General features: G+C 29.9%; 14 protein-coding genes and 1 tRNA gene. 1 reads left to right on the top strand and 14 read right to left on the bottom strand.

The genetic code is table 11. The features are described 5' to 3' along the window. Positions 1–96 precede the first annotated feature (96 nt). The 12 genes from ACWOA3_RS01485 to ACWOA3_RS01430 form a co-directional block, all read right to left on the bottom strand. Positions 97–1407, bottom strand: a complete 1311-nt coding sequence (locus ACWOA3_RS01485; RefSeq protein ID WP_456883856.1) for an isochorismatase family protein — start codon at positions 1405–1407, stop codon at positions 97–99. 226 nt (positions 1408–1633) lie between these two features. Continuing rightward, entirely contained in the window at positions 1634–1864 is a 231-nt protein-coding gene (locus ACWOA3_RS01480) for an acyl carrier protein (RefSeq protein WP_442566709.1), read from the bottom strand. A 5-nt stretch (positions 1865–1869) separates the two neighbouring features. Further along, entirely contained in the window at positions 1870–2856 is a 987-nt protein-coding gene (gene plsX / locus ACWOA3_RS01475; RefSeq protein ID WP_456883855.1) for a phosphate acyltransferase PlsX, read from the bottom strand. Continuing rightward, positions 2849–3484 (bottom strand): class A sortase, encoded by a 636-nt coding sequence (locus ACWOA3_RS01470; RefSeq protein WP_003146373.1) that lies wholly within the window; start codon positions 3482–3484, stop codon positions 2849–2851. Before ACWOA3_RS01470 ends, plsX begins: the two co-directional genes overlap by 8 nt. A gap of 9 nt (positions 3485–3493) precedes the next feature. After that, positions 3494–5503 carry an ATP-dependent DNA helicase RecG gene (gene recG, locus ACWOA3_RS01465; protein WP_456883854.1) on the bottom strand — a complete coding sequence of 670 codons (2010 nt, stop codon included), beginning with the start codon at positions 5501–5503 and terminating at the stop codon, positions 3494–3496. After that, on the bottom strand, positions 5496–6368 hold the full coding sequence (gene sdaAA, locus ACWOA3_RS01460; RefSeq protein WP_456883853.1) for an L-serine ammonia-lyase, iron-sulfur-dependent, subunit alpha: 873 nt from the start codon (positions 6366–6368) through the stop codon (positions 5496–5498). Before sdaAA ends, recG begins: the two co-directional genes overlap by 8 nt. Before the next feature lie 11 nt (positions 6369–6379). Continuing rightward, positions 6380–7048: an L-serine ammonia-lyase, iron-sulfur-dependent subunit beta gene (gene sdaAB, locus ACWOA3_RS01455; protein WP_456883852.1), complete on the bottom strand. Its 669-nt coding sequence runs from the start codon at positions 7046–7048 to the stop codon at positions 6380–6382. A 2-nt stretch (positions 7049–7050) separates the two neighbouring features. Continuing rightward, complete coding sequence (gene rnjA, locus ACWOA3_RS01450) at positions 7051–8721, bottom strand: ribonuclease J1 (RefSeq protein WP_456883851.1); 1671 nt, start codon at positions 8719–8721, stop codon at positions 7051–7053. After that, on the bottom strand, positions 8714–8932 hold the full coding sequence (locus ACWOA3_RS01445) for a DNA-dependent RNA polymerase subunit epsilon (RefSeq protein WP_003144942.1): 219 nt from the start codon (positions 8930–8932) through the stop codon (positions 8714–8716). Before ACWOA3_RS01445 ends, rnjA begins: the two co-directional genes overlap by 8 nt. Continuing rightward, positions 8932–10506, bottom strand: a complete 1575-nt coding sequence (locus ACWOA3_RS01440) for an aminotransferase class V-fold PLP-dependent enzyme (protein ID WP_456883850.1) — start codon at positions 10504–10506, stop codon at positions 8932–8934. The genes ACWOA3_RS01445 and ACWOA3_RS01440 overlap by 1 nt, the downstream gene beginning before the upstream one ends. Before the next feature lie 206 nt (positions 10507–10712). Next, entirely contained in the window at positions 10713–11903 is a 1191-nt protein-coding gene (locus ACWOA3_RS01435; RefSeq protein ID WP_003146381.1) for an NAD(P)/FAD-dependent oxidoreductase, read from the bottom strand. Positions 11904–11939: 36 nt separating this feature from the next. Further along, on the bottom strand, positions 11940–12302 hold the full coding sequence (locus ACWOA3_RS01430; protein ID WP_003146382.1) for a HesB/IscA family protein: 363 nt from the start codon (positions 12300–12302) through the stop codon (positions 11940–11942). A gap of 494 nt (positions 12303–12796) precedes the next feature. On the opposite strand from ACWOA3_RS01430, the gene ACWOA3_RS01425 reads away from it, so the two are divergent. Continuing rightward, complete coding sequence (locus ACWOA3_RS01425) at positions 12797–13051, top strand: NifU family protein (protein WP_003146384.1); 255 nt, start codon at positions 12797–12799, stop codon at positions 13049–13051. 69 nt (positions 13052–13120) lie between these two features. Here ACWOA3_RS01425 and ACWOA3_RS01420 read toward each other — a convergent pair. Together ACWOA3_RS01420 and rpsO are read right to left on the bottom strand one after the other, a co-directional pair. Further along, positions 13121–13194 (bottom strand) — tRNA-Arg (locus ACWOA3_RS01420). A gap of 247 nt (positions 13195–13441) precedes the next feature. Further along, positions 13442–13714, bottom strand: a complete 273-nt coding sequence (gene rpsO, locus ACWOA3_RS01415) for a 30S ribosomal protein S15 (RefSeq protein WP_003146386.1) — start codon at positions 13712–13714, stop codon at positions 13442–13444. Positions 13715–13843: the final 129 nt, after the last annotated feature.

Raw genomic sequence — 13843 nt, 5'->3', positions numbered from 1 at the left:
CATTAGTTTATCATAAAGTTCACTAAATTTCCAATAAAAACATAAAAAAAATATGAACCACTTTCTAAATGTTCGGAAAATGATTCATATTATATTCTATTCTTTTACATTTACTGTTAAATTCTGTAGATAAGTCTTAAATGTCGAGTTAACCTCTTCACTTAATCCTTTTGTCGCATTTAAGTCTACAGTAATTTCTACTTTCTCGTTATATGTTTGCGTCATAATAATATTACTTAATACACAAATATTAGAAACTAAACCACAAAATTCCACTTCTTTATAGTCACTACGTGAGATATAATGTGCTAAATCGATACTACCAAAAGATGTTTTATTAAATACTCTTTTCGCATAACTTTCATAATTAGCAACATCTCCATATAAATTATGACCTTCACTATCAATAATACAATGCTCAATTGGTAAATATTTACCTTCACGAGTTGAAAGATAGTTTGTGTAATGAGTATCTTTAGTAAATATTACATCTTGTCCAGCTTTTAAATATTCATCAATTTTATTAGCAATGACTTTATCTAATTGATCAGCAGTTTCAAACCCTAATGCACCATCAACAAAATCTTTTTGATAATCAACAACTACAAGTAATTTCTCAGATGTATCATGTTTTAAAGTTACTCTTAGATATAGTAAAAATGCTACAAATGCTAAAAATCCTAAGCAATAAAATATAATATCAGATTTTAATTTAGGGTGTGCTCTTTCATCTAATACTACAAATTTAATTAGTACCGCAGCCTCTACAATAAGCAGTACCACTAGATATTTAAATCGTTTTTTAAAGAAGATCGCAAAATCTTTTGCACCTAATTTTTTAAAGATTAAGTAGATAAACAACGCAGCTATACCAATAATGAACAACATTGTTCCATATTTATGTAATAATTTAAATGCATGTGGAGCACTTGGTCCTAATACATATCCTAAAGTAATAAATACTACTACCCAGAAAATCCCTCCGATTGTTGAATATAGATGGAATCTTTTGGCATCAATTCGTGAAATACCTGAGAAATATCCAAGTATATGTCTAACTCCTGGTAAGAAGTATGCAATTACTATTACTATGTTGCCGAATTTATTGAAAAATTCAGCCGCTTTCGTCATTCTATACGGCGTCAGTCCAATATATGAACCATATTTATCAACTGCTCTAGTTCCCAATCTTCTACCAACTTCATAAGAAAATTGCATCCCTATTACAGTTCCTAACGCACTTGCAATAATCATCCCTATATAACTACCATGATTATTATATGCCATTATTCCAGCTACAACCATCATAGTTTCACCTGGTAAAGGTAAAGCTGCAAATTCTAAAATAAGTGACACAAATAATATTAAATATACATGTTCAGCTAATAGTTTAAATAACATATCCATATATAAACTATTCTCCTTTTTATTTATTTTCTAATAAATTATATCATATTTTACTTTTAGTTAAAAGCTAAAAAGATAAATTCTATATGATATAAATAATATTGAAAATTATCTTATCATATAAAACTTACAACTAGTTTAAATAATATGTCCTATAATTCTAATAAAACAACTTTTATAAAAAACTAGAGTCATACTTAAAGTAAAACTCTAGCTCTTATTTATATTATTTTCTTTCTTCAATAACTCTTACTAAGTCTTTGATTTTTACAATGTTTTCTGCATCTTCATCTGAAAATTCAAAACCATATTTTTCTTCAATATCCATTACTACATCTGCAACATCAATTGAATCAGCATCTAGATCTTCGTTTAATCTTGATTCTAATGTAATTTTATCTGCATCAACTTTAATATATTTAGTAATAATTTCTTTTACTTCTTCGAAAATTGCCATTGCTTTTATTCTCCTTTTTCCATCGTTTCTATCATTATATCATAAAGTTTTGTTTTGTGTATTTGTTTTGCTTGTTGAACTGCATAATATAATGCATTTTCATCAGATGAACCATGAACTTTTATACTTGGTTTCTTAATCCCTAGTAGGAATGCTCCACCATATTCACTATAATCAAATTTCTTTTTAAATTTTGTAATTCCACTTTTTACAAGTAATGCTGAAATTTTAGTTTTAATGTTTTCCATAAAGATTCCTTTAATCATAGAACCTAATGTACTAGCAACACCTTCTATAGTTTTTAATAACACATTTCCTGCAAAACCATCAGAAATAACTATATCATATTTATGCTCAAGAATCTCTCTAGCTTCAATATTTCCTTTGAAGTTATTAATATCTTCTTTAAGTAACTTATGAGCTTCTTTATATACTTTGTTTCCTTTTGATTCTTCAACACCCACATTTAGTAATGCTACAGATGGTGTTTCTATATTATAAATATATTTCATATATAATTGACCTAGTTTAGCATAATTTACTAAATCATCAGGTTTAGCTTCTACATTAGCTCCTAAATCTGTAAGTAAAAACTTATGTTCGCTTTTTGTAGGTAATAGTGACGCTAATCCTGGTTTCGAAATTCCCTCTATGCGACCTAACATAAATAGTGAACTCGCCATGAAAGCTCCAGTACTTCCACCAGAAATTGCTACGTCAATAACATCATTATTCAAATCAGATAACATTCTGATCATTGAGGCATCTTTTTTCTTTCTGTGAACACGTGCTGCATCATCAGACATTAACACCTCTTCAGTACAAACATTCTTAATAATATTTTCTGTTTTAGTTATTTGATTTAAGTTTTCTTCAAGTCCATAAACATAAAGTTCTACTTCTTCATCTTTATAACTATTTACAAAGTTAACAATTCTACTAGGTTCATCAACACCTAATATATCAATACCTATTTTCATAATATTATGCACTTTCCTCTCCTATTAATTTTGCTTCGACTACAAATCTACTTTCCCATACACCTGTTTGCGGATTGAAATTATCACATGTAAATAATTTTAATATCTTCGGTTCATTTTCATGCTGTTCTAAAATTTCCACTTGTGTTGGCACTACATCATAAAGTTTATTTACTTCATATGTACGTAATTTATCTTTTGAAATAATTTGAATCTTAGCTCCATTTTTTATTTTGTTTAAGTTATTAAATCTTATACCAACACCTTGCACACTGTGACCTGCGATAACTACGTTTTGCGCATCTAAAGTTGATGGTTCTTGTGATGTTGCTACCCCATTAATTAAGTTAATTTCAGTAACATCTTGGAAAATTGGTTCTTCTATTTGTACACTATCAATTTTTAAAATTCCTAACATTGAGTCTGTCAGTTTAATTTTTGATTCATTATCTGTAAACATTTTTTGCCACCATGGTATGTCTACTTCACCTTTACCATTTTTATAAGCTGTTATTATCTTATCGTTAGCATTTCCTGTTAAATATTCTCTAATTTGATTTTTGAATATAAGTACTACCGATGTACATAACAATACTACGATAAGAATATTTAGTAATGTATTTTTTAATTTTTTATTCATCTAATCCTCCTAAATAATTGTCTCTTCTAATCCTACATATTGTAATAGCCGTTGCTTATTATCTGTTACTTCTATAATTTTCACAGCCAATTTTTTGGCTAAATACATTAAATCTACATCATTAATTAAATCAGCAACTTTAAAACTAGGTACACCACTTTGTTTCGTACCAAAAAAATCACCAGGTCCTCGTTGTTTTAAGTCAAATTCCGCAATTTTAAAACCATCATTTTCTAAACACATAATATCAATACGCTCACTCTTAGAATCAGTTACTAAGATACAGTACGATTGATACTTACTTCTTCCTACACGTCCTCTAAGTTGATGTAATGTAGCAAGCCCAAATCTATGAGCATCCACAATTATCATAAATGTAGCATTAGGTACATTTACACCAACTTCTATAACAGTTGTAGAGATTAATATGTGTATTTCTTTAGCTAAAAATTTTTCAACAATTGCATCTTTTTCCTTATTACTCATTTTACCATGAAGTATTGCAATTTTATAGTCATCTGGTAGATAATTCTTAATATTTTCATAGGTTTCTTCTACATTTTGAAGATCCATCTTCTCAGATTCTTCAATCAATGGACAAACCACATAACCTTGTCTACCATTATCAAGTTCCATCCGAATATTATCAAGTACTTTATAAAAACTCTTATTATTTGCTTTATAAGTTTGAACTTTTTTTCTACCCGCTGGCAACTCGTCTATTGTTGATACCTTAATATCTGTGATTAAAGTGATTGCTAAACTTCTTGGTATTGGCGTTGCTGTCATCATTAATGAATTAACAGCTTCACCTTTATTACTTAATAATTGACGTTGTCTTACTCCGAAACGATGTTGTTCGTCTGTAATTACATATTTCAAATTATTAAACTTTACATCTTCTTGTATTAAAGAATGTGTTCCAATTAATAATTCTATCTCACCTACTTCAAGTAGACTTAAAATAGTATTCCTTTCTTTTTTGGGAGTACTACTTGTCAGCAACGCTACAGAGATATTCAAATCTTTAAAAAACTCAAAGAATGTTTCAAAGTGTTGATTTGCTAGAATCTCTGTTGGCGCCATAATTGCAGTTTGATAACCTGCTTTAATAGTTGCATATAAAGTTGCAGCTGCAACGGCAGTTTTACCACTTCCAACATCACCTTGAAGTAATCTGTCCATCTTATAAGGATCATTTAAGTCTGTTACTATTTCATCTATAACTCTACTTTGCGCACCCGTTAGCGTGAAAGGTAAACTATCTTTAAATACTTTAATATCTTTATTATTCGCTCCTACAGTATATCTAGTATCTTCAATTCTGCTATTTATATTTTGAAGTTGTAGTTTTAGCTGATAATTAAACAATTCGTGAAATGCAAACATCTTTCTTGCCTTATCAAACTCTTCTGAATTTTTTGGATAATGTAAAGTGTAAAGTATTCTTTCTAACTTCCAAATCCCTTTAAAATTTTCAGGAACCAAATCTAATATTACATTTTCACCATCTATCATTTTAAATGATTCTTCAACAAGTTTTATAAACTTTTTTTGTGTAATTCCTTGTTTCAGATGATAAAAAACTTCGATAGTATCACCTTTAGGTTTTTCTTCAGTTGTATTGAAACTTACGCTTGAAGCAGTAATTGTGTTATTAGCAGCATTATATGTACCTTTAACTACTACATCTCTACCTTCAACAAGATTTTTCTTTAAATAATGTTGATTAAAAAATACTATTTTAATACTTCCCGATGAAGTTGATAATGTAAAAAAAGATCTACTTCTTCTATTTCCATAAAACTGTGTGCTTACTCTAGTTTCTACTTTTCCTGTAGTTATTACCTTTTCATTATCCTTTACAGAAGAAGAAAAATCAGTAGAACTAGATACTCTGTAAGGAATATTGTACAGAATATCACGAATTGTATATATTTCTAATTCATTTAATGTCTGTAAATATTTCTTTCCAACACCTTTTATAGTTCCTACCGATTTTTCTAAAATATTAATCATTACCGAATAATAAACTCCTATATTTTTCTCCAGTTTTTGTGATTGCTAAACCACCCTTAGCAGTTTCTTTTAATGTAGTAGACATTTCAAGTCCTATCTTATACATTGCTTCTAACACCTCGTCAGCTGGAATACGACTTTTTATTCCTGCTAGAGCTAAATCTGCTGCCATCAAAGCTGTAGAAGCTCCAGCCGCATTTCTTTTTACACAAGGTACCTCTACTAATCCTGCTACTGGATCACAAACAAGTCCTAACATATTTTTTAAAGCAATGGCAAATGCATGAGCACTCATCTCGGCATCTCCTCCCATGGCTTCTACTATAGCTGCCGCTGCCATTGCACTTGCTGAACCAATTTCAGCTTGGCATCCACCTTCTGCTCCTGAACATGAAGCATTATTAGCTACTACGAATCCAAAAGCTCCAGCTGTAAATAACATTCTTAACTGCGTTTCTTCATTAATATTGAATTTTTCCTTTAACGCATGAATACAACCTGGAAGTACTCCAGCCGATCCAGCAGTCGGAGTTGCACAAATTAATCCTAAAGATGCATTAACTTCATTTGTTGCAATTGCTGCTGCAACTCCGTTTAAAAAATCACTACCAGTAATTGATTTACCACTATTGATATACTCTTGTAGTTTTTTAGCGTCTCCACCTGTAAGTCCTGTTTTTGAACTTACTCCTGCTAATCCTTCTTCAACAGCTTGCATCATGACAGCTAAATTTCTTTTCATCAATTTTTCTACTGCAGCACGAGTTACACCATTCACTTCAATTTCTTGTTCTATCATCAATTCAGAAACAGGTTTTTGTTCTGATTTTGATTTTTCTACGATTTCTTCTAAACTAGTAAACATTTCTGTACCCTCTACAATTTATCTGCAAATTTTACTTCATTAACAAATTCTAGTTCAGTTATTTTTTGAATGCTTTCTTCATTTAATTTCTCTAGAGACTCAACTACAAGTAAATTAGTTCCTTCTAAAATAGAACTAGAATATTTCTCACTTACTTTTTTATCACCAAACAATTCTTCAATTTTAAGTGATAATTCTTCTTTATTTTTATCATTAAACTTATAAAAAATGAAATAAGTGGGGAAGTCACCTGATAAATTCACATCAAAGCCTAGCAGTTCAAAGATAACCATCTTTCCTCCTCCTATTGACTTCCCAATAAGATCGAGGCTATGTCGACCAGCTTGAACTTCTATTTTTGCTGTATTTGGATGAATATGTTCAATTCCACTCTCTATGAACTCAAACTCCATCCCTGCTGCTTTTGCATTTTCCATACTAGTTCTTATACGCTTATCAGACGTATTATACCCTAATAATCCACCGATAAGAGCAATGTCTGTTCCGTGTCCTTTATAAGTTTCTTTGAACGAACCATATAATGTTATTTTTACATCTTCTGGTTGCATTCCAAAAATATATCTTGTAAAAAGACCGATACGAACTGCTCCTGCTGTATGTGAACTTGACGGTCCTACCATTACCGGACCTATAATATCAAATACACTTCTGTATTTCATATTTACACCTCCAATATTGTTGGTAAAATAACAGGCTTTCTTCCTATTTCACTTTCTAAAAATTCCCCTAAAGATTCTAAAATTTGTTGTCTAACTTGATATACTCCGCACTCCTCATTTGATAGTACAGATAAAACAGCATCTTTAACAACTGCTTTAGATTGTCCGAATAATTCTGTTGATTCATTTACATTAACGAATCCACGACTTATTATATCGGGATTATTCATTAATTTTTTGTTTTCAAAGTCAATTGCAATTGAAACTACGATAACACCTTCTTCAGATAGTTCTTTTCTATCTTTAATTACAACACTACCGATATCTCCAATTCCAAGTCCATCTACATAGACATCTGATGCATCAAACTTACCAGCAATTCTTGCACTATCGCTAGTTAATGCTAATACCTCACCATTTTCCATAATAAATGAATTTTCTAGTGGAATGTCACATTCTACTGCTGTTTGAGCATGAATAACCTGCATTCTATATTCGCCGTGAATAGGCATGAAATATTTAGGTTTGATTAATCTAAACATTAGTTTTTGTTCTTCTTTCGAACCGTGCCCAGATGTATGAACATTATTAACACTAGAAGTAATAACATTTGCTCCAAGTTTTGATAATAAATCTATATTTTTATTAATAGACAGAGTGTTCCCTGGAATTGCCGAACTAGCAAAAATTACAGTATCCGTTGGCATTATTGTAATTTTCTTATGTGTTCCATTTGCTATTCTACTTAACGCTGCTAATTCTTCTCCTTGAGTTCCAGTACATAAAATAAGTAGTTTATTAGGATCTACTTGATTTAAGTACTTACTATTTACAAATGTTTCCTTAGGTGCTTTAATATACCCTAATTCTGTACCAATTTTAATAGCTTTCTCCATAGAACGGCCGAATACAACAATCTTTCTACCATGTTCAATACAAGCCTCTACAACTTGTTTTACACGATATACGTTTGAAGCGAAAGTTGCAAATATTACTCTATGTTTCTCTTTACGAAGAATATTAGAAATAGTTTTACCTACTTCTTTTTCACTTTGAGTAAATTCTGTTCTTTCTGAGTTTGTTGAATCAGAAAGTAAACACAATACTCCTTTTTCTCCTATTGCTGCCATTTTGTGTAAATTTGATCCTTGACCTACTGGAGTAAAGTCAAATTTAAAATCACCTGTATGAACAATATTCCCTTGTGGAGTATTTACAATAACTCCAAATGAATCTGGAATAGAGTGAGTTGTGTTATGGAATGATACTTTTAAATATTTAAAACTTAACACTGTATCTTCATCTATAACATTAAGCTCAGCTTTAGCCAGTAAGTTGTGTTCTTCTAATTTTGATCTAATCAATCCAATTGCTAATGGTCCACCATATATTGGTAAATTAACTTTTCTAAGTAAGAATGGTAATCCACCAATATGATCTTCGTGACCATGAGTAATAATCAACGCTTTGATTTTATCAATATTTTTTTCAATATATGAGTAATCAGGTATTACATAGTCAATTCCCAGAATATTATCTCCAGGGAACTTAACTCCAGCGTCGATTATTATAATCTCATCGCGGTATTGAATAGCATAGGTGTTTTTACCGATTTCTCCTAAACCACCAATAGCAGCTACTCCTACTTCATTTTTTTTAATGATTTTATCCATTAACTTTCTCCACTTTAAAGTCTTCAGATTGTTTTTCAAACTCTAAATATGCTTCGCTTAATTCTTGAACAAGTTCTACATTATAGTTTCTGTCATCTAAATACTTTCTTACTGCTGGTACTCCATCAGCTTCTACATATAACACTTGTGTGTTTTCTCTTACTGGAATTTCCTTTGAATTTTCTTGGTAAAATACTTTAAATACTGCCATTAATAATCTCCTATCATTTCTTTTAATATATTTAATGTGTAATCTAATTCATTTTTTGTTGTATTAATATTTATAAATGAAAACTGAATAATATTTCTTTCTTGAAGATATGAACTCTTATAATGAATAAAAATATTATTTATTGCAAGTGAAGCTCCAATGTTAAGTGAACTAATGTTTTCAGGCAATTCTACAGTTACAATCACCGGTGAAACTTCTTTTTCTTTTATTTTCATTATTGGAAGACCCAATTCTTTAAGTCCTGCCTTCATATATGAATATTTTTCCTGAACCTTTTCATATCTTTCATCTGTTTTAAAGGCGTCTAAAGCTGTATTTAGTGCTTCCATTAAAATAGATGGTTGAGTGAAAGGTATCGATGTCATTTTATTAGCATAGTGTAAATCTAGATATAGTGGCGTGCTTTCCAATGGAACTAACTCACAATTAGTACCTACAATTGCTAATCCAGCTACAGAACAAAAGGCTTTACCTGATGAACAAGCTACATAATCAACATCTTTATAACTATATTTAATAGCACCTACTGCAGAAACTGCGTCAACTGCAAGTACTAAATTATTTTGTTTAACGATTTTTGTAATTTCTTCTAAATCATTCAATATTCCAACACTAGTTTCGTTATGAACTAAATAAACAAAATCATAATTTCCTGATTTTAATTTTTCAGCTACAACTTCTAAGTCAAAGCTTTCTCCAAAACCTACAGAATAACATTCGATATTTAAGCCGTGACGTTTTGTTTCACGAACTAATCTATTTCCGAATTCACCATTTGCTAAAACAAGACCATTGTTAAGATTTCTACCTTTCAATTGCGCCATTATAGCTTCATTGGCTAATGTAGCTGATCCATGTAAAATAGTCGCTGTTTCTACATCTAAAATTCTCTCTATTTTTGAAAGTGTATTTTTAGTTAAACTAACGAATTCATTACTTCTATGTGAGTACAATTGCTTAGATAATTTATCAATAACATCTTGAGATAAGTCTACTGGTCCCGGTAAAAAGTTAATTCTTTGAGCTTTTGCCATTCTATCAAGAACCTTATTTTCACTCTTAAGTGAAAGATACATAGGCATATATTCAGCATCTTTAGTTCCTACGTTCTCATGGAATTTTGTAAAGCCTATATGCTTGTATAGTTTTTCTTGTCTAGTTGTTCCTGATATAAACACAATATCATAGGCATTCTGAATAATATAATTAAATGTTCTTTGCAATAATTCTGTAAAAACTTTAGTTTTTCTGTATTTTTCTTTTATAGATAATAATCTTATTTCTACAGGTTTTTTATAACTACCTTTGTAATATTTGTCTATATCATTAAGTTTTAAGTCTAAAGAAAACGGACGCTGATCTGATAATGCAATCATACCAACTACATCGTTTTTCTTTTTAGCTATTATATATATGTTTTTATCATGAAATTTATCTTTTAATTTTTTAGTTTCATTTTTTTCATGTTGAGGAATTTCTTCGACAAATGTTTCATAGTTCAACTTGAAAATTTGTTCATATTCTTCCGCTGTATTTGCTATTTTATATATCATAATTTTTCCCCATAACTTTATTTGGTTAAATTTTCTCTACACTATATCTTACCATAATTACAACTTTTTTTCAAATTAACATGGCTAAAAATACTATAATTAGAAAAAATTTAATACTAAATTAACTTTATCTTTTAAATAATATTCAAAAATAAAAAGACCCAAAATTAATTGGGCCTTCTTAAATAATTTTTATTATAATTGTATTAAAGAATACGTTGGTTTTTTAGTGCAGTAACGAAGTCTGTTAATTCATAAATTGCTTTAGCTTCGATAATTTTTTTAAGTTTAGCTGCTTTGAATCCTTTAGCTTTTTTACCACCCATAACATCAGCAATACCATCTTTGTGACCTAATGAACATACAACACCACGGTTGATGTATTTGAAGTCTCCAACTTGTTTTCCGCTAATTCTAGCTCCTACATATGCTCCCATTTGGTTAGCGATTTGAGCTGTTGTTGGATAAGGTCTTTCTTGACCAGTTTCGATGAATGCAGCACAGTCACCTACGATGTAAATCTCATCGTGTCCAGGTACTGTTAATTGTTGTGTAGTTACAAGACGACCACGTTTAGCAAGTTCTGGGAATGCTTCGTCCATAAGTTTGTTACCACGAACACCAGCAGTCCATACTAGTGTAGAAGCATATAAATCTTTTCTTTCTCCATCAACTTCGATAGTGAAGCTATCTTTAGTAGCCCCTTTAATACCAGCACCTAAGATAATTTCGATTCCATTGTCTTCTAAGTATTTTCTTGCGTAGTCACTGTACTCTTTAGTAAACATTGGTAATAATGTTGGAGCAGCATCTAATCCGTAAATTTTAACTAATTTTTCATCAATTCCGTATTTAGAGCATAATTCTTTTTTACGGTGAACTAATTCCCCTAAGAATTCCATACCAGCTAATCCAGTTCCACCTACGATAACTGAAATATCTTTTACATCTTTTTCTTCACTTGTAGCATATTTTCTGAAGTTGTCTTCTAATGTAGCAGCTATTTTTTCTGCAGCATTAACATTGGCGATTGGTAATGCATTTTCAGCCATACCTTCAATTCCAAATGTTTCAGGTTGGAATCCTAATCCAACAACTAGTACATCATAGTCAAGCTCATGTTTTTTAGTTAATACTAATTTTTTCTCAACATCAATTTTAATTACTTCGTCTTGAACAAATTCTACACCTGGTGATACTAAATCTTTAATATCGATACAAATATCTTTTGCTGGGATATTCCCTGCAGAAACTTCGTGTAAGTTTACTGTATCATAGTGATAAGAATTTTTGTTTACTAAAGTAACTTTTACCTCTCCAGCTTTAGCAGCTTTTTTTAATCCTTTTAAAGTCGTAAGTCCTGCATACCCAGCACCTAAAATAACTACGTTTTTCATAGTATCAATTTCTCCTTTTATCTGTTATTTTGTATTTTAACCGCAGCAGCAGCCGTTTCCACAGCAACCGCCATCTTCATCATCATAGATTTCAATCATATTTGGATTGTGTAGTGTAAACTCACTACCGTATTCATCTTGAACATAATCTATTTCAAGACCTTTTAAAAGAAGCTCATCTTCTTCATTAACAAGAACTTTAAGATCACCAAAGTTAAGTACTTTATCACCATCTTCTAATTCGTCCTTAATATCAATAGCGTAATGCATTTGTGTTCCTTCTAAAGCGATAGAAATTTTCAAGTAACTATCACGTTTATCAGCATCAAATAACATTTCTTGGAATTTACCAACCGCTACATCTGTTATCAAAATTAATTGATTATCTGTATTAGCCATAAAATGTATCCCTCTTTATTTTTTATTTTCTATTTAATATTATAACTGTTTTTCTAACAAAATAACAGTATCTTGCTTATATTTTATAAAATAATTTGTGAATATTTTATGAATTATTTAAAAGCGTTTAAATTTACATAATATTTTTTTATAAGTATAGTTGCTTATATAATTTTAAAGGCTTCTATTAATATTAATCTCGAAACACTATAATGTTAATAAAATTTACATGTGTAAACATTTTTTGAAAAATTATTTTGATTTAAGCAAATGTTTAAATATTTATTTTTGTCGTTGATTTTCCTTCTAATTTTATTATATATTCTATCTATAAACAATTCTCCTTCGTCCTATTTAATAAAACTTTATCTTTATTTAATATTTATATGTAAACTATTTTAAATTACTTACAATATCAAATATTTATGTCTTCTTGCTTTATTGACTTTTCTTTTGCCGAACAGTATAATATTTTATAGAGAGGTGGATTCGTTTTGAATAAAGAGTATTATGAAACTGTTGATAAAATTAAATTTGAGTTAGAAAAAATACGCCCTAAACTTATTAAAGATGGTGGAAACATAGAATTTATTAATTTTAAAAATGGGATTTTAAAAATTAGATTTTTAGGTGAATGTGCACATTGTGAACTATCACATATCACATTAAAATATGCAATTGAAAAAACTATTGTTGAAAAAATACCAGAAGTGAATAAAGTAATAGAAGTAAAAATGAGCGTTGTTTAGACGTTCTTTTTTTTATTTTCATTATCTATAAAAATAAAAAAAGAGTAGATTTTCATCTACTCTAAGTGACGTCCCAGAAGGGATTCGAACCCCTGACCGACGGCTTAGAAGGCCGTTGCTCTATCCTGCTGAGCTACTGAGACATATTATATAATTACCTCTCTCTGAAGTACTTTAATAGTATATCAATTTTTCAATATTATGTCAATACTTTTTTGATATAAATATAAATATTTGTTATATTTGTAATTTTCTAAGAATATTATGTTTTATAATCATATTAAAAATATATAAAAAACTTGAGAGGAAATATCATTACTCTTCTGTTACATTCATAGAAAAAGGAAAGCCGAAGTGTCTCAAACGGCTTTCCTATAAGTATTTTAAAAATTATCTTCTTAATCCTAGAGCTTTAATTAATTCACGGTATCTTTGGATATCTTTTTTAATTAAGTAGTCTAGTAAGTGACGACGACGGAAAACTTTTTTAAGTAATCCACGACGACCTGCGTGATCTTTTTTGTGAGTGTTTAAGTGCTCAGTTAAAGCATCGATTTCTGCAGTTAATACTGCGATTTGTACTTCTGGAGAACCAGTATCTGATTCGTGAGTACGGAATTTAGCGATAATTTCTTGTTTTCTTTCTTGACTAATTGCTGCCATTGCAATTTCCTCCATATAATTATATTTTTGCGACCTTAATCCTAGTGTAGAACCTGGAGGGTTTCTATACCACGAATAAGGAACATAAGTAATTGTACACTATTTTTTATAATAATTCAAGAGATAACC

The sequence above is a fragment of the Gemella taiwanensis genome (genome assembly GCF_054054385.1).
This window is presented reverse-complemented; position numbering and strand designations above follow the sequence as displayed.